Consider the following 22529-nt stretch of genomic DNA (forward strand, 5'->3'; position numbering starts at 1 on the left):
ATGACTACTCGCTTCAAGCACTCCCTGATTGCTGCCACGCTGCTGCTGGCCGGCTCTGCTGCCATGGCAACCCCATCCGTCAACGGCGTTACCATCAGCCAGCAGCGCATTGACGCTATTGCCCGCATGATGGAAGCGCAGGGCCAGCCAGCCAACCCGCAGATGAAAGAGATGATCACCGACCAGCTGATCACCGCCGAAATCCTGCGCCAGGAAGCCGTGAAAAAAGGCATGGATAAATCTGCCGACTTCCAGGCTGAAATGGAAAACGCCCAAGCCATGGCGCTGGCTAACCGCTTCATCAAGGAACACGTACGCACCAACCCGATTACTGATGCCCAGATCAAGGCAGAGTACGACAAGGTAAAAGCCGAGTTCCCGGAGAAGAAAAGCTACCGCGCACGCCACATCTTGGTAAAAACCGCATCCGAAGCGCAGGCAGTGCTGTCGGCACTGAAGAAAGGCAAGCCGTTTGACCAGCTGGCCAAAGAAAAATCCATCGACCCGGGCAGCAAGGTCAATGGCGGCGATCTGGGCTGGAACGAGCCTGCCACCTTTGTCGCACCGTTCTCCGAAGCAATGATCAAGCTGGCCAAAGGCCAGGTGACTGCCACACCGGTAAAAACCCAGTTTGGCTTCCACATCATCAAGCTGGACGATGTCAAAGTAGAAGCTGCGCCACCGGTAGATGCCCTGCGCCCACAGCTGGAACAGCGCATTCAGTCCCAACGCATCGAAGCGCTGATCAAAGACCTGAAAGCCAAGGCCAAGGTTCAGCAGTAAGCATCAGGGCCGCTGTCGCGGCCCGGTGTAATAAAAAAGCCAGCGCATGCGCTGGCTTTTTTATTGGCTGAGGGCAATCAATCCTCGTCGTCTTGCCATGAAGGCGGGCGTTTTTCCAGAAACGCCGCGACACCTTCGCGCTGCTCGTCACCGCCCACCAGTTCCAGGAAGGCGGCTTTTTCCAGCAGCAGCTGCCGCTCCAGTGTATTCTGCGCGCTCACCTCTATCAGGCGGCGCGCCGCCAGTACGGCGCTACGCGACTGGTTAGCCACCTTGCCCGCCAGGCTGATGGCCACAATCTTGGCGAGCCCCGCATCGACTACCTCTTCTGCCAGGCCTATTTTCAACGCGGCGTCTGCATCCACCAGCTCGGCCCCCAGAATGATACGCTTGGCCCAGGATACGCCCACACGCTCGGTAAGCGCCTTGGTACCGCCCGCAGCAGGAATCAGCCCAACCAGCGCCTCAGGCAACCCTAGCTTGGCACCACGCTCGATCACGATATAGTCGCAGGATAGCGCGCACTCCAGCCCCCCTCCCAGCGCGAAACCGTTTACTGCGGCCACCGTCACACCACGAAACTGGCGGATGCTATTGAACGCAGCCGCAAAAGCATCGATCACACGCGCCGCCTTCTCGCGGTCTGCCGTAGCAAACTGGGCAAGATCGGCACCCGCCGAAAAGAACCGGTCACCAGCCCCTGTTAGCACGACGCTGCGTACTTGCGGGTCGGCATCCAACGCTTCCATTGCCAGCGTTAATGCCTTCAACGACTCCAGCGTCCAGGCGTTGGCTGGTGGGTTGTTGATGGTAACAATGGCCGACTGACCCAATCGTTCAACCACAATATACTTGCTCATTCGTTACCTCCCCACCTGTGCTACACGGCTGTTCGACTTTCCTACCGTGCCTGTACGTCTAGACATTGAAACCACCCCATTCACGCAAAGGCGACCATTTTGTGACGAAATGTCGATATTTTCTAGTACTAAAAATGGACTATCACCATGATTTTTCAAGTATTTCCAACGAGTTAACACCAATGTCATTAATAGTCGAATGAAATAAACCATAGGCGTATTTGGCCAAAAAAATAGCAGTTTTCTTTAATATCACTGCTACAATCTTTTTTTAGTTTTAGAACTGTTTTCACCAAAATGCTGGAAATCAGTCTGTTCTCCCTCTTCATTACCGGCTTGCTGGGCGGTGTGCACTGCCTGGGCATGTGTGGCGGCATCGTGACGGCCATATCGGTTACCGGCACCGGGCAGAAACCACTATTACTGCTGGGGTATAACCTGGGCCGGCTTGCCAGCTATACGCTAATGGGGGCACTGCTTGGTGGCTTGAGTGAGTGGGGTATGGCACAGGCCAGCTATCGCCCACTGCAAATCGGGCTCTTTGCCTTGGCAAACGTTCTGCTGATCTTGCTTGGCCTGTACCTGGCAGGCTTTTCTGCCATGGTTGGCCGCATAGAGAAGCTAGGCTCGCCACTTTGGCAGTATTTACAGCCGCTGGCACGGCGCTTCCTGCCGGTACGCCACCCGCTGCATAGTATCGTCGTCGGTGCCATCTGGGGCTGGGTACCTTGCGGCCTGGTGTATACCGCCAGCCTGGCGGCGCTGGCCACGCAGTCTGCCAGCGGCGGCGCCCTGGCCATGCTGAGTTTCGGCCTGGGCACCCTGCCCAACCTGCTGTTGATGGGTACCTTTGCGGCCAAACTGCAGCAGCTAAAACAACTACGGCCAGTCCGGCTGTTTGCCGGGCTGGCCGTCTGTGCGATCGGGCTATGGCACCTGGCCAGCCTGATTACTTCATAGCAGCCACCAAGGCACCCACATTGGTCTTGAACAGCTGCAGATAGGTGGCGGCCTCCGGCGATACAGACAGCGCATCGGAGTACAGCTTGCCACCTACTTTCACCCCGGCCTCGCGGCTAAGCTGATCCAGCAAACGGCGATCGGCCATATTCTCGAAGAACACCGCCCCCACCTTCTCCTTGCGCACTTGGCGAATCAGCGCAGCGACGCCTTTGGCCGAGGCCTCTGCATCGGTAGTAACACCTTGCGGCGCCATGAAGCGTAGCTGGTAGCGTGCGGCCAGATAGGCAAAGGCGTCGTGCGAGGTCAGCACCTTGCGACGCGCTACCGGAATGGCGGCAAAGCTTTTTGCCGCCCAGCCATCCAGCTCCATGAGCTGTGCCTTGTAGGCTTGCGCCCGCTGGCGGTAATACGCGGCACCTTCCGGGTCTGCCTTGGCAAAACCGGCGGCCATCGCTTCTGCGTAGAGCACCACATTTTGCGGGTTGTGCCAGGCATGAGGGTCTTGCTTGCCGTGATCATGATCATGGCCATGATGGTCATCGTGTTCTTCTGGCTCGGCCATGGCCAGCGGTTTTACCTTGGCCGCAGCAGTCACGGTCAGGCCTTTGAACGCGGCCGACTTGCTTAGCCGTGCCATCCAGCCCTCAAAACCCAGGCCATTCACCACAAACACCTTGGCTGCGGCCAACTTGCGCACGTCGGCTGGCGATGGCTGAAACACGTGGGCATCCTGGTCAGGTGCGACCAGCGATACCACCTCTACCCGCTCGCCCCCTACCTCGCGTGCCACATCGGCAACAATACTGAAGCTCGCCACTACCGGTAGCTTGGCGCAGGCCAGCAGGGGTGACATGGCCAGGGTGAGGGCAAATAGTTTACGCATGACTCTTCCTAATTGGTGAAATGACGGGCACGCACCAGCCGTGGCAACAAACCACCCTGGGGTGCAAACAGAAGCGATAGCAGGTACACCAGCCCCGCCAGCAGGATAATGGCCGGGCCGGACGGTAGCTCGTAGTGATACGACAGCAACAGCCCACCCACACCCGACAAGGCCGCAATGGCAAACGAGGTCAGCAGCATGCCGCCCACCGAGGCCGCCCACAGGCGCGACGCAATAGCCGGCAGCATCATCAGCCCCACCGACATTAGCGTCCCCAGCGCCTGAAAGCCCGCCACCAGGTTCAGCACCACCAGCAGCAGGAACAGCATGTGCCAGATGCCGCCACGCGCACCAATCGCCCGCATGAACACCGGGTCCAGGCTCTCCAGCAGCAGCGGCCGGTAAATCACGGCCAACACCAGCAAGGTGAACGTAGCCACCCCGGCCACCAGCAACAGGGCGGCATCATCTACCGCCAGCACCGAGCCGAACAGCAGGTGCATCAGGTCCACATTGCTGCCGGACTTCGACACCAGCAGCACCCCCAGGGACAGCGACAACAGATAAAAAGCCGCAAAGCTGGCGTCTTCTTTTACCTCGGTATAGCGCGTGGCCAGGCCGGCCAGCACCGCCACCAGCACCCCGGCCACAAAGCCACCCAGGCTCATGGCCGGCAGGCTCAAGCCAGCCAGCAAGTAAGCTACCGCCGCGCCCGGCAGCACGGCATGGCTCATGGCATCGCCCATCAGGCTCATGCGGCGCATCACCAGAAACAGCCCCACCGGCGCGCTGCCCAGCGCCAGCGCCAGGCACCCCACCAGCGCACGGCGCATGAAGGCAAAGTCGGCAAAGGGGGAAATCAGCATGTCTTGCAACCAGCTCATCACACACCCTCCCCGTCTACCTGGCACAGCGGTGCCCTGGCCAGCCAGTGCGCGGCCGTTTCACTGGCCTGGCGCAAGCGCTCTTCAGTTAGCACCGCAGCGGTATCGCCCCAGGCTATAACCTCGCGCGCCATCAATAATGTCTGGGGAAAGTGGCTGCGTACCTGGGCAATGTCATGCAGCACGGCGATCACCGTGCGCCCTTCCTGCTGCCAGCGCGCGACCAGCTGCAACAGGTCTTGCGTGGTGCGGGCATCTACCGCATTAAATGGCTCGTCGAGCATGATCAACCGGGCATCCTGCACGAGGATGCGGGCAAACAGCACACGCTGAAACTGCCCGCTAGACAGCGCCGATATGGGGCGCGTGGCGAAATCTTCCAGCCCCACCGCCACCAGCGCGTTCCAGCTGGCTTCGTCATGATGGCGGCGAACCTGGCCAAACAAGCCACTCTGGCGCCAGTGGCCGCTGCTGACCAGGTCGATCACCGATACGGGCAGTGAGCGGTCGATCTCGGACTGCTGCGGCAAGTAGGCCAGATCACGCCGGCTGATCCCCTTGAAAGCCACCTGGCCACTATCGGGCTTCAGCGCCCCCATGATGGTTTTCAGCAGCGTGCTTTTACCGGCGCCATTCGGCCCGAAAATGGCCGTAGCGGTGGCGGCGGCAAAACGCCCGCTCACATGATGAACCGCCGGGTGGCGCTGGTAGGAAACCGTCAGATTATCCAGCTCGATCATGCCTCCCCCCCCAGTGCCCAGCCTACCAGCAGCCAAAGCAGGCATAGCGGCACGGCGGCCAGCAGCAGGCGCTGCCACGCCGACATGGCCAGCAGGCGCCAGCGCGGCAGATGGTTTTCCTCGCCCGCACCATGCGGATGGGGGTGGGAATGGGCATGGTGGGTATGACTATGTTGATGGGGCATGTAATACGTTCTTTATTGTTTTGGTAGGACACAGGCCTGCAGCACCGCCTCAACGCGGGCGACATCAATCTGGCTGGCAATCAGCTCAAAGCGGTTATCACGACGCCAGGCCACCTGGTTTGCTGCCCAGCGCCCTTCTGTCCAGTTCAGCCACAGCCAGGTATCCAGCACGCGGAATACGCCTTTGGCACGCACCAGGCCCGATACCATGTCCGGCAAGGCATCAAAGAAGGCGGTCAAGGCCTCGCCGGAAAACTCGGTATCCGGCGGCAAGGTCCAGCCCTGTGACTGCCAGCCGGCCTGATCTTCGCTTTTCACCGCCGGGCGATAACGCGCCTTGGGTTGCACCGCGGCATCCAGCCAGGCAGGGTTGGCCGCACCTTCATGTATTTCGGCCACCACAGACTTGGGCGGAAACAGGCCTGCCGCCTTCTGGCGGTAGGCTTCCAGCGTGTCGGCATCGCACAAATCAGCCTTGGTGGCCAACAGTACATCCGCAATCATGACCTGGTCGCGATACAGGGGCTGGCGGAAATAATCGTTATTGGCAAACTGGCGCGGGTCGACCAGCGTCATGACGGCGCCCACTTCCAGCGCATTGCCCAAAGGCTCGGCGCGCAGCTCGTCAATCAGCCCCGCAGCGTGTGCCAGGCCACTGGCCTCGATAATCAGCCGGTCTGGCCGCTCACGGCGCACCAGGTTGGCCACGGTCACCGTCATTTGCGGGCCGGCCACGCAGCACAGGCAACCACCGGCAATCTCGGCCACCGGCAGCTCGCCATTGTCCAGCACGGCGCCGTCAATGCCGATTTCGCCAAACTCGTTAACGATGATGGCCCATTTCTCATGGGCTGGGCGGTTGGCTATCATGTGACGCAGCGCCGTGGTTTTACCTACACCCAGAAAACCGGTCAGCACGTTGACTAATGTTTTTTTCATGTACGGCACTCCTTGCAACGCCCTGTCAGCATCAGGTTTTGCTGGCTGATGGCAAACCCCGCACCACCAGCTTGCTGGCGCAGCACATCCAGTACTGGCGTCGCATCCAGCTCTTCTACTTGGCCGCAGTCACCGCACACCAGAATCAGCCCTTCGTGGCTGCACCCCACATGGTGGCAAACAATGTAGCCATTCAAGGCATCCACCTTGTGCAATAGCCCGGCCGCCACCAGAAAATCCAGTGCGCGATACACCGTTGGCGGCGCAGCAATGCCACGCTGTTTTTGCAGGTCGGCCAGCACCTGGTAAGCCTTGACCACGCCGGGGTAACTCAACACCAGCTCCAGCACCTGGCGGCGCAGCGCAGTCAGCTTAACGCCCTGCTGCTGGCAGTGGCGGTCGGCCGCCTCGATAAAACAGGCGATTTCCATAAAATGTAGGCATCCAAACGAAAGGAGTTCTCAAATGTTACGGTATAACAAAGTGATTAACAAGACTTAATCTTTGCCTAAGCCAGAACATAAGCATGCTGTGCTATGCTTTGCATTAATCAAACTGTGAACCCGTAACCGCGAGGTGAAAGATGAAAAAACTGCTTCTGGCTTTGTTGTCCTGCGCCATCCTGACCCCAGCACTGGCCGCCGACCCGATCAAGGCCCGCAAAGATGTATTTGAGCAATACAAGAAAACCGTTGGGCCGATGTCCAAGGTAGTGAAAGGCGAAAGCCCTTTCAACAAGGACGAGTTCGCCAAAATGGCTGCCCACCTGGATGAGCTTGCCCAGCAACCTTGGCAGCATTTCACGCCCGGCAGTGACAAAGGTAAAACCGACGCCAAGGCTGAAATCTGGACCAAACCTGCAGAGTTCAAAGCTGCGGTTGACAGCCACAAGGCTGAGGTGGCCAAGCTGAAACAAACTGCAGCCGCTGCCAAGACACTGGACGACATCAAGCCACAATTCGGCGCTGTGATGAAAACCTGTAAAACCTGCCACGACAGCTTCCGCGCAGACTGAACCCCGCCGCAATGCAAGCCAGCATTGCCGCCAGAAAACAAGCCCTGCTTGCTTGCGCCAGCAGGGTTTGTTTATTACCGAGCCATGCGGTTACGCACTAACGTACTTATTTCTTGGGGCCCCGAAACGCATCGTGACAGCTCTTGCAGCTCTGACTAATTGCATTGTACTTATTGCGCACCGTCGCCAGATCATCATTCGCCGCACCCGCCTGCAAAGCAGAAACCGCCTGCAAGAAGCGGGTTTCTTCCTGCTTCCAGCGCGCAGGCTGTTGCCATATTTCCGGTTTTGCACGGCTAACGTCATCCATAGTGCCTGGTGCAAACTGGGTAAAAGGCACTGGCGCCGCAAGCTTCAGGGCATTGGCATGCTTGATGAACTGATCCTTCCGAAACGGGCCATCCCGCAGCATCACGCCGATAGGCTCATAGCTCAATAGCATTTTCTTGAAGCTTCTCTGCCGGTCTTCGCCCACACCCGCCACCGCCTGCATCCCTACAGCCGCCAGCACAACAGCAATCATCAGTTTTTTCATCATTACCCAAATCAGTTTGACAAGTTTGCGGCCAACATGGCCACCCCACTCACCGCATGGCCTCAAGGAGAACCCAGCACACCCTCTTGCGCCAACGTCAGAATGGTTTGCGAAGTCAGGGTATCCGCCTGCTGGTAAGCCGATTTCAGATAGGGCACATAGTAGCCCGGATCATTCGTATCGTTTGAGACCGGCCCATCTGGCAAATCGTTCTCGTACACAAAGCGGATGAACAAATGCCCAGGCTGCGGTTCTTCTATGAACATGTCCAGCGTACTGGCGTTGTAATGTTCGCTAGCTTGCGTTTGGTATGCCACTTGGCTATCCGCAACAAATCGTACGCATTCCTTCACTACCAGGCTGCCAAACACCACCTCGCGCTGCATTTCTTGCTGGTCGTAGGACAAGATGCGCGCCTCGGTGATGTTCTCATCGAAGCGGCATGGGTCTTCTGCGCGCAAAACCAGGCCCAGCCATAGCTGGCGGCGCGAAATCAGCGGCACCGCCGCACGCTCGTCAAACATCTTTACCAGGTGCTCAAACCTCATCTTTCCGCCTTTCGTCACCGAACAAGCTGCAATTGTACGCCGGGTTGCCAAAAAGCAACAAAACCCACAAAAAAAATTTAACGAAAATTTTGCCCAAAATAGCCAAACTTAAAAGCTTCGCTAAAAGTTCTTAAATCAATTGGTTTAATATAAAAATACAATGGCATTTTAATTTTGTTATCAAAATACGATTGCATATTGAAGGGTTGTGAAAAGAAATGAATGTGAGAGAATATAAATTGAGCCACGCACAAACGCCTTAATACAGAATGCTGGCCCAAACACGTAACGCTTAAGCACAACTTACCGCTATCTGCTACTAGGGTCCTGTTCAAATATATGAATTTAACAAGCAAAACAGAATATCTTCAGCGTCAGCCTGTCCAGGATTTCATTGGACAGCTCACTTGCTGGATGGACGGTGAAAGTTTCGGGGAACATGCATTCAAGGTACGTGACAAGATCCTGCCGGCCAATTACGACCGGGATTTTTTTGCCAACACCCTGGAACAAGCTTTTTCCCGCTTTTACTGGAATGGCAACTACTTCAAGGAAAATCAGGTTCAACTAAGCAGCATGCGCACTCGTTTGCGCCATGCGCTGGCCACAGACGATGCTGCTGCAGTCGTAGCCGTCATCGACGATATCCTGCTCTGGGGTTCGGGTGGCAAGGTCATCAAGCTCTACACGCTGAACCGCGACTGGGCGCGACACAACCAGCACCACCTGGTGAGCAAAATCAAACAGGCGCTAGACATCTTGCAGTCCGACGAGCCTGATGTAACTCGTTTTGACGGCGAGCTGCGCATGAATGCCGGCTTTACCAAGGTTTACGCACTCGCAGCCGAAAACGTCATGATCTATGACGGCCGTACCGGTGCCGCCATGGGTTATCTGGTGCGCCAGTTCTGTGAAAGCCGCCGCATGCTATTGCCGGAAGAGCTTTGCTTTCCGTGGGCACCAGGCGCTTCCACCATGAACAGAAACCCCAGCACCGAGCTGCTGCACTTCAAACAGCTGGCTAATCGCAGCCGCTTCCATGCCGAGTGGAAAATCCGCGCAGGCTGGGTAGTGAATGCTGCACTGGCCCAGTCCACTGCCGACTGGTGCCAACAGCCCGATGCGCTACGCAAGTTCGAATCGGCCATGTTCATGCTGGGCTATGAAATACCTACCAGTAGCCCAGGCAAAAACCAATCACGCGTTACTGTCACCATCTGAGACATGCACGCCAACTTTACACCCCGCCCCGGCGGGGTTTTTTCATGCCTGTACCAATGGAATAATCTGATAAACACAACGCTGCCCACCATCCAGCAGGTGCTCGGCGCGCCTCACCTTGGCGCCTGGTAGCAACAGCTGAAACTGCTGCAATTCGGAACGGCAAAACCCTTGGCACGCCTTTGCCGCAGCACAGATAGGGCAATGGTTTTCCACCAGCAGCCAGCCGTGTTCCTGCGGCTGCAGCTCGGCCATATAGCCTTCCTCGGTTCGCACCTGCACCAGCAGCGCCAGGCGCTCGTGCAATGACTGCACGCCGGCCAACCTTTGTTGATAGTGGCCCATAGCCTGCTGCTCGCGCGCCGCCACCAGCGTATCCAGCGCGGCGTCGCCCAGGCTACTGCGCAGCAAGGTAATAAGCTGGGCGGTAAGCTCGCCATGGCGGTCTGGGAACCGCGCATGGCCGGCATCACTGAGCAACCAGAACCTGGCCGGCCTGCCCTTGCCTGCTGCCCTGTCCTCTACCACCACCAGGCCACGCTGCTGCAGCTGTTGCAGATGCTTGCGTGCGCCCATACTGGTCAGCGCCATGGCCTCGGCCACCGCCTGCGCCGTCAAGGCACCACGCGTTTTCAGCAAGTACATTATTTGATCCTGGCTACTCATCACGCCCTCCCGGCTACCGCACTGGCTCGCAGCAAGCGGTTCAACATCACCACGGCCAACAGGCACATGCAACCACCCAGCGCGATGGTCAAACGGGTATCCACCAGCGTCAGCAAACTACCAAAAACGGCAATCAGCACATTGCTGATGCAAAAGATCGTACTCAGCAGGCCCATGACACTCCCCTGGCCATACGCCGAAAACCGCTCGGCGCACCAGCTGGGCAGCACGGCGTTATAAATTGATAGCGGCAAACCGATGACCACCAGCAAGCCCACCCCCGGCACCGCTGGTAACAGCGCGAGTAACAGCAAGCTGCTCCCCACCAGTACCGCCTGCTGCCGCGCCCGGCGCAAAGGGTCTGCCCCCAGCCCCAGCTTGCCCACCAGCGTACTGGTCAGCGCCATGATCAGGCACAGGCCCGCGGTTACCCAGGCTATGCCACTACTACCCAGCCCGGCATACTCCACCAGCCACAGCGGGTAAAACTCGTAGAAAGCATTAACCCCCAGCGCGAAAGTCAGCTGCATCCAGAACAGCGCCGCCAGCAGCTTGTCCTGCCGCAGCAAGCGAAAGGCGTGCTGCTCGCGCACGGCGGCCAACATACTCATACCCTGCAAACCCTTGGCCTCCCCGGTTTCGGGCAGCACCCATAGCAAAATGGCCAGGCAGGGCAGCAAGGTAAAGGCACCGATCAGGAACGGCACCGGCTCCCCCAGTGGCAGGGTAAAGCCACCAATCATCGGCCCCACCAGCCAGCCCATGTACAACACCGCATTCAGCGTGGCAAAGCTGCGCGTGCGGTCCAGCTGCGGGTGCAGGTCCGCCACGATCGCCCGCGCTACCGCCACATTGCCCTCGGTCACCCCGGTCAGGAAACGGGCAAACACAAATAGCAGATAGCAACGCAAATCCAGTGCCCAAGCGGTAAGCAAGTAACCCGCCAGGGTCAAGGTCAAGGTAGACAGCAGCACGCGGCGCCGGCCCAGGCGGTCGGACAGTGCGCCGATAAACGTGCTGCCCAGCAGGATGCCCAGCGGGTTGGCCGCCAAAGCCAGCCCCAGCAGCAGCTTGGGCGGCAAGCCGGCAAAATGATTGAAGCCGTCTGCCGGCGCATCCACAAAAATGGGGGCCAGTATCGGGTAGGGCATGGCCACCCCGGCCGTACTCATCAGTGCCACCAGGCACACAGCCAGTAAAATCAGTTTCGGATGCGCTACCGTCATGCCCGTCTTCCCGCAGCGTGGCTGCATTCATTTAATCCAGGCAGCAGGCTAAAAGACATGGCTTATTTTGTAAACTAAAAAGTTTACCATCATGACAAGCGCTGCAAGCCGGCCAGTTTCTGGCATGATATCGGCAGCCTCCCCACGGAACACCACCATGAACACACCCCGCATGCAGTGGCAACAGCTGCTTTCCACCCGCCGCTTCAAGCTGATCGACCAGGAAGTACGCCAGACCCGCACCCCCGCCACGCTGGAAGGCGCCGCCGGCCTGCGTAGCGACTTTCACATCGACCACGACCGCGTGGTGTTCTCCAGCGCCTTTCGCCGCCTGGGCCGCAAAACCCAGGTGCACCCGCTGGCCCACAACGACCACACCCACAACCGCCTGACGCACAGCGTAGAAGTTGCCAGCGTTGGCCGCAGCCTGGGCAACCGCGTGGGTGCCATGATGCAGGCACAAGGCCTGCTGCCAGACGGCTACACACCCTTCGATATAGGCGGTGCAGTACAGGTAGCCTGCCTGGCGCACGATATCGGCAACCCGCCCTTTGGCCACACCGGCGAAGACGCCCTGCGCGAGTGGTTTCGCCACCCGCAGCACCAGCACCTGCTGGCCGGCCTGAGCGCTGCCGAGCGGCAAGACATCCAGACCTACGAAGGCAACGCCCACAGCCTGCGCATGGTGGCCAGCCTGGAAATGTACCAGGGCGAAGGCGGCATGCGCCTGACCAGTGCCGCACTGGGCGCGCTGATCAAATACCCGTGGACCTCCGACGCGCCGCGTGCGCAGGCTCGCGGCAAATTCAACATCTACCGCGCCGAGCTGCCGTACTTCGAACATGTGGCCGCCGAGCTGGGCCTGCTGCGCAAGGGCGAAAACGAATGGGCACGGCACCCGCTGTCGTACCTGATGGAAGCCGCCGACGATATCTGCTACGCCATTCTGGATCTGGAAGACGCCGTGGAAATCGGCATTCTGGACGTACGTGAGTTCGAAATGCTGTTCAGCCACTTTGGCGAAACCGAACGCATCTGGCAGACCCACGACATCAGCCAGAAGTGCGCCATGCTGCGCGGCATTGCCGTAGGCCGCTGCGTAGCCGAGGTCGCCGAAAAATTCATGCTGCACCAGGACACCCTGCTGGCGGGTACCTTCCCCGGCAAAGACCTGATCGACGTGTGCGCGCCCGAGATCAAGCACACCCTGCTCAATGCCAAGGCGCTGGCTAGCCAGAAGGTTTACCGCCACCGCACCAAGCTGGTGACCGAGCTGGCATCCTACCCCTGCATCGGCACCGTGCTGGATATCCTGGTGCCCGCCGTACACACCCGCATCACCCGAGGGGACGACGCCCTGAATGCCCGCCAGGCACTGGCCCTGGGCCTGCTGCCCCAGCCACTGGCCGAAGGCCAGACCCTGTACCAGGCCTATATGGGCGTACTGGATTACATCGGCGCCATGACCGACAACTATGCGGCCAACCTGGCGCGCGAGATATCCGGCGTCGGCATTCTGTAGTGGCGACAGGCTGTTTGCCGAACAGCCTGTTCCCCGCCACACACCGCAAACAAGGGTAAACCCTCAGCCACGCCAGGTGGCCACCCAGCGACAATGCCTATCCCCCACCCGGCACGCCATCATGATTGAACGCATCCTCACTATCATCCTGCCCGTCCTCATCATCGTGCTGATAGGCTGGCTGTACGCCCGCCGTGTCCGCCCCGACATGCGCGCGGCCAACAAGCTCAATATGGATGTCTGCGTACCGCTGCTGGTATTCAGCGCGCTGTCGGCAAAAGACTTTCAGCTGGTTGCGCAATGGAAACTGATGCCCGCCGCCGTCATCGTGGTGCTGCTGTCCGGCCTGCTCGCCTGGCCTGTTGCCCGCCTGGCCGGTGCCAGCCCGCGCACCCTGCTACCGCCGGTCATGTTCAATAACTGCGGCAATATGGGGCTGCCACTGGCCCTGCTAGCCTTTGGCCGCGACGGTTTCAACGCTTTTGTGGTGCTGTTTGTGGTGTCCAATCTGCTGCACTTTACCCTGGGCGCCTTTATTTTCAGCCGCCACACCAGCCTGCGCGGGCTGAGCCGCAACCCCATCGTCATCGCCACCTTGCTGGGCTTGCTGTTTGGCCTGGCCGGCTGGCACCTGCCAGACTGGCTGATCCTGGGCATGAAAATGCTGGGCGATATGACCATCCCACTGATGCTGTTTGCGCTGGGCGTGCGCATGGTCGATGTCAGCCTGGCCGGCTGGCGTATTGGCCTGCTGGGCGCCGTGCTCTGCCCGCTGACCGGCCTGGCCGCCGCCTTGCTGGCCAGCCCGCTATTACAGCTGGACACCAGCCAGCACGCGCTGCTGATCCTGTTTGGCGCCCTGCCGCCTGCGGTGCTGAACTTCCTGATGGCCGAGCTTTACCAGCAGGAGCCAGAAAGCATGGCTTCCATCGTGCTGATCGGCAACCTGGCCAGCCTGCTGTTTGTGCCGCTGGGCCTGGTGCTGGCGCTAGGCTAGCGCCGGAAATCCATTACACTGCCGGCATAGCACTCTGGAGCACGCCATGCCCACCCGCGACCTTACCCGCTTCTGCCTGGTACGCCACGGCGAAACCGACTGGAATGCCGAGCGCCGCCTGCAAGGCCAGCTCGACATACCGTTAAACCGGCAAGGCCAACAGCAAGCCAGCCAGCTGGCTGCTGCCATCGCGCAGGCCGGCCACCGTTTTGACGCGCTGTACAGCAGCCCGCTACAACGCGCGTTGGATACGGCCACCCCGCTTGCCAGCGTGCTGCAGCTACCCGTGCGTACCGCCCCCGCGCTGATGGAACGCCACTTTGGCGCCATGCAAGGCGCCCGCCTGGACGAGGCGGCGCACACCCACCCCGAAGCCTGGGCCGCCTACAGCGCCCGCACGCTGCAGCACGACCTGTACGGTGGCGAGAGCATCCAGACCTTTGCCCAGCGCATTCACCAAGCCGTAGACCAGCTGGCACAGCAGCATCGCGGCCAACGTATCCTGCTGGTGGCCCACGGCGGCGTACTGGACATGATCTACCGCCTAGCCAGCGGGCAAAGCCTGCAAGGCCAGCGCATGGTGGTGGTACCCAATGCCTCGCTGAACTGGCTCAGCTACGATGGCCAGCAATGGCAGGTAGACCACTGGGCCGACACCCGCCACCTGGGCGAAATGTCGCTGGACGAGATCTGACCACCCACTTATCAGGCCAAAGGTTGGCCGCAAGGACACCCCATGAGCGATAAAATCCTCAAGACCCCGCAGCAATGGCGCGCCCAGCTCACGCCGGAGCAGTATTACGTTACCCGCGAAGCCGGCACCGAGCGCCCGTTTACCGGCGAGCACTACTTTCACAACCGGGTTGGCCGCTACTATTGCCTGTGCTGCGACAGCCTGCTGTTTGAATCTGCCACCAAATTCGACGCTGGCTGCGGCTGGCCCAGCTTCTGGGAAGAAGCCATCCCCGGCAGCATCCAGCGCATTCGTGACACCAGCCACGGCATGATCCGCACCGAGGTACGCTGCGCCCGCTGCGATGCCCACCTGGGGCACGTATTCGACGACGGCCCGCCCCCTACCGGCGAACGCTACTGCATCAACTCGGTAGCGCTGCGCTTTGAAGAAAACTAGGTTTGCATGATGCAAATCGCCTTCTTCGAGCCGGCCAATTTCGACGCACTGGCTGTCGCCTTTCAAGATATGGGGCAGCACTATTTTGGCCATGCTGCGCCCAATACAGACACCGTGAGGCTGGCACTTGCCAACGAGATTCTGGGTGATGATTCTGGCGTAAGACTGGTGGTTGCCCGTAACGGTAATCAGATAGCAGGCTTCGCTACCATCGCAATTTTGTACCCGGCACCCGGCCTTAAGGGCCAGCTGTTCATGAAAGATCTCTATGTTTGCTCGGCCTGGCGTGGCCAAGGCATAGGCTAAGAGATGATGCGTTTCTTGGCGGCGTATGCCCTGAGCAAGGGCTGTGTTCGTTTCGACTGGACGGCTGAAGATACCAACCACGGTGCGATAGCTTTCTACGAACGATTGGGTGCAAATAAAGTACCGGAGAAAATCTATTTCAGGCTCACGCAGTCTGAAATACAGGCACTGGCTGCCAAGCCACCAGAAGGCAGCGCGTAGGCAGGATAGCTAAGGTCGCACCCGGGAAAGCAAGCGGATGGTTTATTGGCCTTAAAGGGCTATCTTCCATAGCCGTCATCTAGCGTGCGGTTTGCCTGGTCAAATGCCCCGGATGCGTGTACGGCTTGGCCGGCACAGTGATCGCTCGCCTCAACAAAAAGCCCCCGCATAGTGATGCAGGGGCTTTTTGTTTAACGGGGCTAAGGCTACGTTGGCCGCACTTACTCGGTAAACGGCAACGGCTTGTCGCTACCGTCCGCCAGCGGCACGTTCATGGTGGCCAGCATGCCGCCCAGGCCAGCAGCCAGGCCCTGCAGCTGCTCGGGCGGCAGTTTGCCCAGCGCCTCGGGCAGCCAGCCACGCGGCGCACAGCGCGTGCCGGCCAGCAGCGTGCGGCCCTGCTCGGTCAGCGATACCTCCACGACACGCTGGTCTTTCTCGCTGCGCTGGCGGGCCAGGTACCCCAGCTCCACCAGTTTGATCAGCATATTGCTCAGCGTGGCCGGTTTGATGGCCATGCGCGCGGCCAGGTCGCCGGCTTTTTGCGGGCCGTGTTCGTACAACTCGGCCATCAGCCAGGCCTGCGCCCCAGAGATACCCAGCTGCTTTTCAGTGTCGGCGGAATGCTGCTGAGCGGCGCGAAACACCACGCGAAACAGCTGCAAGACTGCCAGTGGGGTTGCCGCATCGTGCTGCACTGTGTTGCTGTTTGCCATCTGTTATAGCTTTTATGTAAGTAATGAAAGGCCGCCCGCCCACGGCAGGCGGCGCATGCTTAGCCGGTGCCGCCCACGGTCAACCCGCCGTCAATGCGCAGCGTGGGCTGGCCTACGCCTACCGGCACGCTCTGGCCTTCTTTGCCGCACACGCCTACGCCTTCATCCAGCGCCATGTCGTTGCCGATCATGGCCACGTAGTTCAGCACTTCCGGGCCGTTGCCAATCAGGGTAGCGCCTTTTACCGGGTAGGCCAGTTTGCCGTTTTCGATTTTCCACGCTTCGGAGGCGGAGAACACGAACTTGCCGCTGGTGATATCCACCTGGCCGCCGCCAAAGTTGGCCGCATAGATGCCGTCCGGTACCGAGGCGATGATTTCTTCCGGCGTTTTGTCGCCACCCAGCATGTAGGTGTTGGTCATGCGTGGCATAGGGATGTGCGCGTAGGACTCGCGGCGGCCGTTGCCGGTGGGGGCGACACCCATCAAGCGCGCGTTCATCGCGTCCTGCATATAACCTTTCAGGATGCCGTCTTCGATCAGCACGGTGCGGTGGGTGGCGTTGCCTTCGTCGTCGATGGACAGCGAGCCGCGGCGGTCGGCCAGCGTACCGTCGTCCACCACGGTGACGCCCGCGGCGGCCACGCGCTGGCCGATCATGCCGCTAAAGGCCGAGGTGCCCTTGCGGTTGAAGTCGCCTTCCAGGCCGTGGCCGATGGCTTCGTGCAGCAGCACGCCGGGCCAGCCCGCACCCAGCACCACTGTCATCTGGCCGGCGGGTGCCGGGCGCGCTTCCAGGTTCACCAGCGCCTGTTTCACCGCTTTTTGTACATGGTGGGCGATTTGCGCGTCGCCAAAGCGGGTCAGATCGTAGCGGCCACCGCCACCGCTGCTACCCACTTCGCGGCGGCCGTTGTGCTCGGCGATCACGGTAACAGACAAGCGCACCAGCGGGCGCACATCGGCGGCACGCACACCGTCGTGGCGCGCGATGTACACCACGTCGTACTCTGCGGCCAACCCGGCCATCACCTGGATGATGCGCGGGTCGGCAGCGCGGGCCAGCTTTTCTACCTGCTGCAAAATGGCCACCTTGGCCTCGGCCGGCAGGCTGTCCAGCGGGTCTTGCGCCACATACAGGCCGCTGCCGTGGCGCAGGGCGACGGCACCGGCGTTGCCATGGCCACCGGCGGCGCCAATGGCGCGCACGGCGTCGGCAGCTTTGCCCAAAGCAAACGGGCTGATGTCGTCAGAGTAGGCAAAGGCGGTTTTGTCGCCGGCAACGGCGCGCACGCCCACGCCTTGGTCGATGCTGAAGCTGCCCGCTTTAACGATGCCCTCTTCCAGGCTCCAGCCTTCGCTGCGGGTGTACTGGAAATACAGGTCGGCGTAGTCCACCTGGTGGCCCAGCATGCGGCCCAGGGTGGCGTCGATCACGCTTTCGTTCACACCGTAGGGTGCCAGCAGCAGCTGCTCGGCAATGGCTATTTGGCTCATGTCTTGTTCTTTCAGGAAAACACGCGGTGGTCTAGCGCCGGCAGGCGGCTACGCACCGAGTGTAGGGTATTCGGGTCGATGTCGCCCACTACCACGCCTTCGCCTTTGCCGATCTGGGCCACAATATTGCCCCAGGGGTCGATCAGCAGGCTCTGGCCATGCGTGTGGCGGCCGTTTTCGTGTTCGCCACCCTGCGCCGAGGCCAGCACGTAGCACTGGTTTTCGATGGCGCGGGCGCGCAGCAGCACTTCCCAGTGCGCGGCACCGGTGGTGGCGGTAAAGGCTGCCGGCAGTACCAGCAGGTCAAATGGTGTCATGCGGCGAAACAGCTCGGGGAAGCGCAGATCGTAGCAGATACCAAACGCAATATCGGCCAACGGTGTGCTGGCACGCAGCGGCTGGGTACCCGCCAGGATGCTGTCGGATTCGCAATAGCGCTCGCCCTGCCCGGTAAAGCCGAACAGGTGGATCTTGTCGTAGCGGCTGTGCACGCTGCCATCCGGCGCGTACAGCAGCAGGGTGTTGTAGACGCGGCCATCATCCGGGCAGGCCAGCGGAATCGTACCGCCCACCAGCCACACGCCGTTATCACGCGCCATGGCCGCCAGCGCTGCCTGCAACGGGCCGCTGCCATAGGCTTCGCGGATGGCTACCTTGTCGCCATCCTGTCGGCCCATCAGGCAAAAGTACTCGGGCAATACCACCAGCTGCGCACCCTGGGCGGCGGCCTCGGCCACCAGCTGTGCGGCACGGGCCAAGTTGTGCTGTGGCTCGGTGCCCGACACCATTTGCACGGCGGCAACTTTAAACGCTTTATCCATCTCGATACTCCCGCATCAGGGGGCAGCCGGGGCTGCCGCCGGTTTGTTCTCTACCCGCTGCCCGACCTTGCGCACCTGGGGGTCGGTAAGGCTGCCGGTAATGTCGTAATCAAATGACAGTATCTGGCTCACAGGGTCTTTCAGCAGCTTTTGCGCGGCAAAGGTAATGGCGCCCAGTACCGGGTTCAATAACGAGGCGCCGGTCAGTACCGCGACGCCTTCCGACAGCGTGGGGGTAATACGTACCGCTACCTGCTGGCGGTTATTGGCCAGGTCGGCTTCTCCCTGCAAGGTAACTTTCGCCGCCGGCCCCTGCAAGAGCACATTGCTGGAACGGAACACCCCGGCGTCGATATCGGCGCTACCGGTGAGGCTGTCAAAGGCAAAGCCGCTACTGAACACATCGGTAAAATCCAGGCGGATGCGGCGCGATAGCGACTGCAGGCTCAGCACCCCCAGCAGGCGCGCCGCGCCGGGGTCGATCTGCGCAAAACGCCCCTTGCGCAGGTCCAGCTTTACGCTACCGCTCATGCGCGCCAGGTCAAACGCCGCGGCGTGGCCCAGCCAGTTTACCCGGCCGTTCAGCTCGCCCTCGCCGCCCACCAGCGCGTCGGGCACCCCCAGCCGCGCCAGCAGGGCACCGGCGTTCTGGCTGTTGGCCGCAAAGCTGATTTCGGTACGGCGGGCGCCGCTGCTTTTGCCTTCCGGCGCGGCGCCGCTCATGGTGAGCTTGCCTTCCGGCGTTTGCAGCAGCACTTCGTCCAGCAGCCACAGCTGCGGCTGATGCTGTGCTTTCAGGCTGAGGCTGCCCAGCACTTTGTCTTTCCATTGCAGCGCCGCAATATCCACATCCAGCCCGGGGATGCTGATCTCCGGCTCGGGCTCGCTGGCGGGCGGCAGCCCGTCGTCGTTCAGCGGCAGCGCCAGGTGTGCCAGCCGCGCCTGCAGCCTGCCCTTGCCGTGCGGCATGTACTGCAGCGTGCCGCTGACTTCACGCGATTTCACATTCAGCTGCAGCGGGCTATCGCCGCCACGCCAGGCCAGTGCGGCCTGCACATTGCTCAGCACCTTGCCCTGTGCCATGAAACGCGGCGTGCTGAGACCCAGCGATAATGGCAATGGCCACTCGCCGCCATCAGCCTGCCCCTCTGGCAAGGCAGCCAGCCACGGGCCCAGCTGCAGCACCGGCGCGTCTACCTTGATGGCAATGCGGCCTTGCGGGTCGGGTGCGTCGGCACCCACGCCCACGCCGGCCCCCAGCAGCTGGCCAGCATGATCCAGCGCGACCAGCCCCTGTGCGTGCTGCGGTATCTGCCAATCCACCTGCCAGCCCGCCTGGGTGGCAAATACCCCCAGCTGCAGCGGCCAGCTTTGCTCTGCTGTTTTGGCTAGCGGGGCGGGCACCGTGGTGCGCACGCCTTGCAGGCTGGACTGTACGGTCAGCGCGTCCAGCGTATTGCTGACGGTAAAGTCTGCCCGATAGCCGGTTTGGCCCAGTGCATAAGGGGCGAGAAACGGCACGTACTGTTGCAACACCTGCGGTACGTCTACCTGGCCCTGGCTGCTGAACTGCATGCGCCCGCGCGCATCCAGGCTGGCCTGCAGGCGGCTGCGCCCGCCAAAGGCGCTGTAGTCTATGCCGGGGCTGGCAATGCCGTGTTCGTTGAAATGCAATACGCCGTCTATGCCGGTGAGTAGCGGTAGCGGCAGGCTGCGCAGCTGCAGGGTATTACCTACCAGGTGCAGCTCGCCACTGACACGGGTTTTCTCGGCATCGTCCAGCGGTATGGCCAGGCCCAGCTTGAGTTTGCCAGGGCCCGTGCTGTCCAGCGTGGACAAAAAGCCGCCCAGCCAGCCGTCCACCGGGCTTAAGCGGGTGTAGCCCAGCATGGCGGACAGCTCGCCCTCTGCCAGGCCCTCTATCTGCAAGGTTTGCGTGTCTTGCATGGTGTCAGGCAAGCGCACCTGCACCTGCTGCAGGCCGATACCCGCCGTGCTGGCACGCGTGGCGGTAACTTCGATGGCGTCGTTACGCATGCGGTACTGGCCTTCTATGCCTTCTATCAGCGGCCAGGCCGGGTCAAAGCGCAGCTTGCCACCCGCCACCTGGGCATCCACGGTAAAGCGCCCGCCGCGGCCACCGGCAAAGGGGAACTGCAGCACATCGCCCTGCAGCGTGGCACGCACCTGGCGCGCCTGGCCGCCTTGCAATGCTGCCTCCAGCCAGGCGAGCGTATCGCTGCCTATCAGCTGCGGCAGGTAGGCCGGTACACGGTTAATGGCCACACGGTCGATCGCCAGCTGCAAGTCACTCTGGCTGGCGCCCTGCGCGGGCAGGCGTACCTGGCCCTGCAGGCGGGCGCTGAAATCCGGGGTGGCTACGGCCATGGCCGGGATGGCCAGCTGCCAGCCGGTGCCCTGGCGCTGCCAGCGCAGCTCGCCCTCGCCGCCCAGAATACGCAGTGGCTGCTTTAGCTGGCCAGGCAGTGCCAGCTGCATGGGGCTGGCCACCAGGCTGAGCCTGCCCTGCTGGCTACCGGCCACCAGCTCGCCAGACAAACCGCCCGACAGCGTCATGTTGGCCGCATCGGTGTGCGGTGCCAGCTCGGAAAAACGGGTTTTGAACAGATACTGCCGCGGCTGCTGCAGCGGGCCCTGCCACTGCCAGCGCATACCCTGCAGCTGGCCGGCCAGCTGGCGCACAGGGCTGTCGGCCAGGGCCGCCACGTGCGGCTGCAGCAGTGGCAGCACCGGCGCCAGCTGCAGGCCGCTGGCTTCCACAAAGCCGCCTTGGCTATCGTGCCAACGCGCGTTAACGGCTGCGTCCTGCAGCAGGCTGCCAAAGCGGGTTTGCAGGTACAGGTGCTTGGCAGACAGCTGGTGCTGGCCGGCGGCCGGGCTGCGGTAATCCACCTCGCCCGCCAGGCGGGGCACGGCGGTGGCGGCTTCACCCGGCAGGCCCAGCGCGGCGTTTTCCAGCTGCCATTTGCCTTGCAGCGCGGTCAAGCGGCCCGCCTCGAACGACAGCTGCACGCGGGATGACGCCGCGCCACGGCCAGACAGCGGCGAGCCAGGCCAATAGCGCTGCAACCAGTTCAGCTGCGGGGCATCGGCCTGCAAGGTGGCGCTGCCCTGCCACTGCGCCCAGTCACGCAGGCGCCCGCCCTGCCAGCTGGCCTCGAAATCCACGTGTGATAGCTGGCTGGCTGCAGGCAAGGCCTGCACCTTCAGCTGGTGGCCCAGCAGGGTGTTGTTCAAGGTGGCGGTAAGCTGGCGCGCGGTAAACGCGGGCAAGCCCAGCAGATGATCCTGCCAGGAAAAGCGCTGCAGGCTGATGCGGACCTCGCCCTGGCGCAATAGCCAGTCCACCCCGGCGCCATCGCCTTTACCGGCAGACAAATCCACGCCATTGAGGTACAGGTGACCGTTGGTGCGCCGTTCCAGGTCCAGGCTCAGGCCGTCCAGCCGCAGCAGCGCCAGGCGCGGCTCCAGGTACAGCAGGCTCTGCCAAGAGGGCTGCACCAGCGCACTGCGCACCGTAACAGGCGGGCTGGCCGGGTCGGGGCGCACTTGCAGCTGGCTGATGGTAAAACGCGGGCCCAGCCACTGCCACTGGCCCTGCAGCTGGCCCAGCGACACCGGCATGCCCACCGCCGCGCTGGCCTGGCTGGCCAGCCACGGGCGCCAGCTATCCAGGTTGGGCAGCACATAAAAGCGGAACAGCAAGAAAGCCAGCGCCAGCAGCAGCACCACGCCCGACAGCAGCCAGCCTAGCCAGCGGCATACACGGCGCAGCCAGAAAATCACCCGCAAACTTTGGTCTGCGGGTGCTGCGGCGGGGGCGGGAGTGGGGGTAGAATGTTCTGTCACGATTTCGTCATTGCGTGGAA

23 protein-coding genes and 1 pseudogene are annotated in these 22529 nt (G+C 61.3%); 9 read left to right on the plus strand and 15 right to left on the minus strand.

The genetic code is table 11. The features are described from left to right. Nucleotides 1–783 (plus strand): peptidylprolyl isomerase, encoded by a 783-nt coding sequence (locus tag FLQ44_RS08640; RefSeq protein ID WP_147694040.1) that lies wholly within the window; start codon nt 1–3, stop codon nt 781–783. A 77-nt stretch (nt 784–860) separates the two neighbouring features. On the opposite strand, the gene FLQ44_RS08645 is transcribed toward FLQ44_RS08640, so the two are convergent. Beyond that, on the minus strand, nt 861–1643 hold the full coding sequence (locus FLQ44_RS08645; protein WP_147694041.1) for an enoyl-CoA hydratase: 783 nt from the start codon (nt 1641–1643) through the stop codon (nt 861–863). A 297-nt stretch (nt 1644–1940) separates the two neighbouring features. On the opposite strand from FLQ44_RS08645, the gene FLQ44_RS08650 reads away from it, so the two are divergent. After that, nucleotides 1941–2603 (plus strand): sulfite exporter TauE/SafE family protein, encoded by a 663-nt coding sequence (locus FLQ44_RS08650; RefSeq protein ID WP_147694042.1) that lies wholly within the window; start codon nt 1941–1943, stop codon nt 2601–2603. Here the strand turns inward: FLQ44_RS08650 and FLQ44_RS08655 are convergent. Genes FLQ44_RS08655 through FLQ44_RS08680 form a run of 6 tightly spaced genes read right to left on the minus strand, consistent with a single transcriptional unit; the run spans nt 2593 to nt 6668 of the window. After that, a complete protein-coding gene (locus FLQ44_RS08655) occupies nt 2593–3489 on the minus strand; it encodes a metal ABC transporter solute-binding protein, Zn/Mn family (protein WP_147694043.1) in 897 nt (298 codons plus the stop codon). The two genes, FLQ44_RS08650 and FLQ44_RS08655, sit on opposite strands and share 11 nt — an antisense overlap. Nucleotides 3490–3497: 8 nt before the next feature. Then, a complete protein-coding gene (locus FLQ44_RS08660) occupies nt 3498–4373 on the minus strand; it encodes a metal ABC transporter permease (RefSeq protein ID WP_147694044.1) in 876 nt (291 codons plus the stop codon). Further along, nucleotides 4373–5113, minus strand: a complete 741-nt coding sequence (locus FLQ44_RS08665) for a metal ABC transporter ATP-binding protein (RefSeq protein ID WP_147694045.1) — start codon at nt 5111–5113, stop codon at nt 4373–4375. Before FLQ44_RS08665 ends, FLQ44_RS08660 begins: the two co-directional genes overlap by 1 nt. Continuing rightward, nucleotides 5110–5298 (minus strand): hypothetical protein, encoded by a 189-nt coding sequence (locus FLQ44_RS08670; protein ID WP_147694046.1) that lies wholly within the window; start codon nt 5296–5298, stop codon nt 5110–5112. The genes FLQ44_RS08665 and FLQ44_RS08670 overlap by 4 nt, the downstream gene beginning before the upstream one ends. Nucleotides 5299–5310: 12 nt before the next feature. After that, nucleotides 5311–6237, minus strand: a complete 927-nt coding sequence (locus tag FLQ44_RS08675) for a CobW family GTP-binding protein (RefSeq protein WP_147694047.1) — start codon at nt 6235–6237, stop codon at nt 5311–5313. Next, nucleotides 6234–6668, minus strand: a complete 435-nt coding sequence (locus tag FLQ44_RS08680; RefSeq protein WP_147694048.1) for a Fur family transcriptional regulator — start codon at nt 6666–6668, stop codon at nt 6234–6236. Before FLQ44_RS08680 ends, FLQ44_RS08675 begins: the two co-directional genes overlap by 4 nt. A 152-nt stretch (nt 6669–6820) precedes the next feature. Between FLQ44_RS08680 and FLQ44_RS08685 the strand changes: the two genes are divergently transcribed. Next, nucleotides 6821–7252, plus strand: coding sequence for a c-type cytochrome (locus FLQ44_RS08685; RefSeq protein WP_147694049.1), 432 nt, complete (start codon nt 6821–6823; stop codon nt 7250–7252). Nucleotides 7253–7358: 106 nt separating this feature from the next. Here the strand turns inward: FLQ44_RS08685 and FLQ44_RS08690 are convergent, their stop codons facing one another. Then, nucleotides 7359–7790: a c-type cytochrome gene (locus tag FLQ44_RS08690; protein ID WP_147694050.1), complete on the minus strand. Its 432-nt coding sequence runs from the start codon at nt 7788–7790 to the stop codon at nt 7359–7361. 59 nt (nt 7791–7849) lie between these two features. Then, nucleotides 7850–8335: an AtaL-like protein gene (locus FLQ44_RS08695; RefSeq protein WP_147694051.1), complete on the minus strand. Its 486-nt coding sequence runs from the start codon at nt 8333–8335 to the stop codon at nt 7850–7852. Between the two features lie 414 nt (nt 8336–8749). Between FLQ44_RS08695 and FLQ44_RS08700 the strand changes: the two genes are divergently transcribed. After that, a complete protein-coding gene (locus FLQ44_RS08700; RefSeq protein ID WP_147694052.1) occupies nt 8750–9556 on the plus strand; it encodes a hypothetical protein in 807 nt (268 codons plus the stop codon). A gap of 42 nt (nt 9557–9598) precedes the next feature. On the opposite strand, the gene FLQ44_RS08705 is transcribed toward FLQ44_RS08700, so the two are convergent. Together FLQ44_RS08705 and FLQ44_RS08710 are read right to left on the minus strand one after the other, a co-directional pair. Beyond that, nucleotides 9599–10201: a helix-turn-helix transcriptional regulator gene (locus FLQ44_RS08705; protein WP_240801223.1), complete on the minus strand. Its 603-nt coding sequence runs from the start codon at nt 10199–10201 to the stop codon at nt 9599–9601. A 20-nt stretch (nt 10202–10221) separates the two neighbouring features. Then, on the minus strand, nt 10222–11448 hold the full coding sequence (locus FLQ44_RS08710; RefSeq protein ID WP_170252888.1) for an MFS transporter: 1227 nt from the start codon (nt 11446–11448) through the stop codon (nt 10222–10224). Nucleotides 11449–11605: 157 nt separating this feature from the next. Here FLQ44_RS08710 and FLQ44_RS08715 point away from each other — a divergent pair, with 157 nt between their 5' ends. The 5 genes and pseudogenes from FLQ44_RS08715 to FLQ44_RS24335 all read left to right on the plus strand — a co-directional run bounded on the left by FLQ44_RS08715 (nt 11606) and on the right by FLQ44_RS24335 (nt 15606). Next, nucleotides 11606–12970, plus strand: coding sequence for a deoxyguanosinetriphosphate triphosphohydrolase (locus tag FLQ44_RS08715; protein ID WP_240801224.1), 1365 nt, complete (start codon nt 11606–11608; stop codon nt 12968–12970). 121 nt (nt 12971–13091) lie between these two features. Next, entirely contained in the window at nt 13092–13967 is an 876-nt protein-coding gene (locus FLQ44_RS08720; RefSeq protein ID WP_147687891.1) for an AEC family transporter, read from the plus strand. Between the two features lie 46 nt (nt 13968–14013). After that, nucleotides 14014–14661 (plus strand): histidine phosphatase family protein, encoded by a 648-nt coding sequence (locus FLQ44_RS08725; protein ID WP_147694055.1) that lies wholly within the window; start codon nt 14014–14016, stop codon nt 14659–14661. Between the two features lie 42 nt (nt 14662–14703). Then, entirely contained in the window at nt 14704–15099 is a 396-nt protein-coding gene (gene msrB, locus FLQ44_RS08730) for a peptide-methionine (R)-S-oxide reductase MsrB (RefSeq protein ID WP_147694056.1), read from the plus strand. 69 nt (nt 15100–15168) lie between these two features. Next, nucleotides 15169–15606 (plus strand): annotated as a pseudogene (locus FLQ44_RS24335) (GNAT family N-acetyltransferase). Nucleotides 15607–15827: 221 nt separating this feature from the next. Here FLQ44_RS24335 and FLQ44_RS08745 read toward each other — a convergent pair. From FLQ44_RS08745 to FLQ44_RS08760, 4 genes are read right to left on the minus strand one after another with little or no spacing between them, the layout of a single operon-like run. Next, the gene (locus tag FLQ44_RS08745) at nt 15828–16322 is read right to left on the minus strand and encodes a MarR family winged helix-turn-helix transcriptional regulator (protein WP_147694059.1); all 495 of its coding nucleotides are present in this window, start codon (nt 16320–16322) and stop codon (nt 15828–15830) included. 59 nt (nt 16323–16381) lie between these two features. Then, nucleotides 16382–17818, minus strand: coding sequence for a metalloprotease TldD (tldD, locus tag FLQ44_RS08750; RefSeq protein WP_147694060.1), 1437 nt, complete (start codon nt 17816–17818; stop codon nt 16382–16384). Between the two features lie 11 nt (nt 17819–17829). Further along, nucleotides 17830–18639 carry a carbon-nitrogen hydrolase family protein gene (locus FLQ44_RS08755; RefSeq protein WP_147694061.1) on the minus strand — a complete coding sequence of 270 codons (810 nt, stop codon included), beginning with the start codon at nt 18637–18639 and terminating at the stop codon, nt 17830–17832. A 15-nt stretch (nt 18640–18654) separates the two neighbouring features. Then, nucleotides 18655–22509, minus strand: a complete 3855-nt coding sequence (locus FLQ44_RS08760; protein WP_170252890.1) for a YhdP family protein — start codon at nt 22507–22509, stop codon at nt 18655–18657. Nucleotides 22510–22529 lie beyond the last annotated feature (20 nt).

The sequence above is a fragment of the Vogesella mureinivorans genome (assembly GCF_007644035.1).
Classification (GTDB): Bacteria; Pseudomonadota; Gammaproteobacteria; order Burkholderiales; family Chromobacteriaceae; genus Vogesella; species Vogesella mureinivorans.

What these genes read in the sequence shown, in the direction of transcription:
- tldD (WP_147694060.1), bottom strand. Translation starts at nt 17,818, where the DNA reads ATGAGCCAAATAGCCATTGCCGAGCAGCTGCTGCTGGCACCCTACGGT.
- FLQ44_RS08705 (WP_240801223.1), bottom strand. Translation starts at nt 10,201, where the DNA reads ATGTACTTGCTGAAAACGCGTGGTGCCTTGACGGCGCAGGCGGTGGCC.
- FLQ44_RS08665 (WP_147694045.1), bottom strand. Translation starts at nt 5,113, where the DNA reads ATGATCGAGCTGGATAATCTGACGGTTTCCTACCAGCGCCACCCGGCG.
- FLQ44_RS08685 (WP_147694049.1), top strand. Translation starts at nt 6,821, where the DNA reads ATGAAAAAACTGCTTCTGGCTTTGTTGTCCTGCGCCATCCTGACCCCA.
- FLQ44_RS08640 (WP_147694040.1), top strand. Translation starts at nt 1, where the DNA reads ATGACTACTCGCTTCAAGCACTCCCTGATTGCTGCCACGCTGCTGCTG.
- FLQ44_RS08670 (WP_147694046.1), bottom strand. Translation starts at nt 5,298, where the DNA reads ATGCCCCATCAACATAGTCATACCCACCATGCCCATTCCCACCCCCAT.
- FLQ44_RS08650 (WP_147694042.1), top strand. Translation starts at nt 1,941, where the DNA reads ATGCTGGAAATCAGTCTGTTCTCCCTCTTCATTACCGGCTTGCTGGGC.
- FLQ44_RS08645 (WP_147694041.1), bottom strand. Translation starts at nt 1,643, where the DNA reads ATGAGCAAGTATATTGTGGTTGAACGATTGGGTCAGTCGGCCATTGTT.
- FLQ44_RS08690 (WP_147694050.1), bottom strand. Translation starts at nt 7,790, where the DNA reads ATGATGAAAAAACTGATGATTGCTGTTGTGCTGGCGGCTGTAGGGATG.
- FLQ44_RS08745 (WP_147694059.1), bottom strand. Translation starts at nt 16,322, where the DNA reads ATGGCAAACAGCAACACAGTGCAGCACGATGCGGCAACCCCACTGGCA.
- FLQ44_RS08655 (WP_147694043.1), bottom strand. Translation starts at nt 3,489, where the DNA reads ATGCGTAAACTATTTGCCCTCACCCTGGCCATGTCACCCCTGCTGGCC.
- FLQ44_RS08695 (WP_147694051.1), bottom strand. Translation starts at nt 8,335, where the DNA reads ATGAGGTTTGAGCACCTGGTAAAGATGTTTGACGAGCGTGCGGCGGTG.
- FLQ44_RS08660 (WP_147694044.1), bottom strand. Translation starts at nt 4,373, where the DNA reads ATGAGCTGGTTGCAAGACATGCTGATTTCCCCCTTTGCCGACTTTGCC.
- FLQ44_RS08725 (WP_147694055.1), top strand. Translation starts at nt 14,014, where the DNA reads ATGCCCACCCGCGACCTTACCCGCTTCTGCCTGGTACGCCACGGCGAA.
- msrB (WP_147694056.1), top strand. Translation starts at nt 14,704, where the DNA reads ATGAGCGATAAAATCCTCAAGACCCCGCAGCAATGGCGCGCCCAGCTC.
- FLQ44_RS08675 (WP_147694047.1), bottom strand. Translation starts at nt 6,237, where the DNA reads ATGAAAAAAACATTAGTCAACGTGCTGACCGGTTTTCTGGGTGTAGGT.
- FLQ44_RS08700 (WP_147694052.1), top strand. Translation starts at nt 8,750, where the DNA reads ATGGACGGTGAAAGTTTCGGGGAACATGCATTCAAGGTACGTGACAAG.
- FLQ44_RS08710 (WP_170252888.1), bottom strand. Translation starts at nt 11,448, where the DNA reads ATGACGGTAGCGCATCCGAAACTGATTTTACTGGCTGTGTGCCTGGTG.
- FLQ44_RS08715 (WP_240801224.1), top strand. Translation starts at nt 11,606, where the DNA reads ATGAACACACCCCGCATGCAGTGGCAACAGCTGCTTTCCACCCGCCGC.
- FLQ44_RS08680 (WP_147694048.1), bottom strand. Translation starts at nt 6,668, where the DNA reads ATGGAAATCGCCTGTTTTATCGAGGCGGCCGACCGCCACTGCCAGCAG.
- FLQ44_RS08720 (WP_147687891.1), top strand. Translation starts at nt 13,092, where the DNA reads ATGATTGAACGCATCCTCACTATCATCCTGCCCGTCCTCATCATCGTG.
- FLQ44_RS08755 (WP_147694061.1), bottom strand. Translation starts at nt 18,639, where the DNA reads ATGGATAAAGCGTTTAAAGTTGCCGCCGTGCAAATGGTGTCGGGCACC.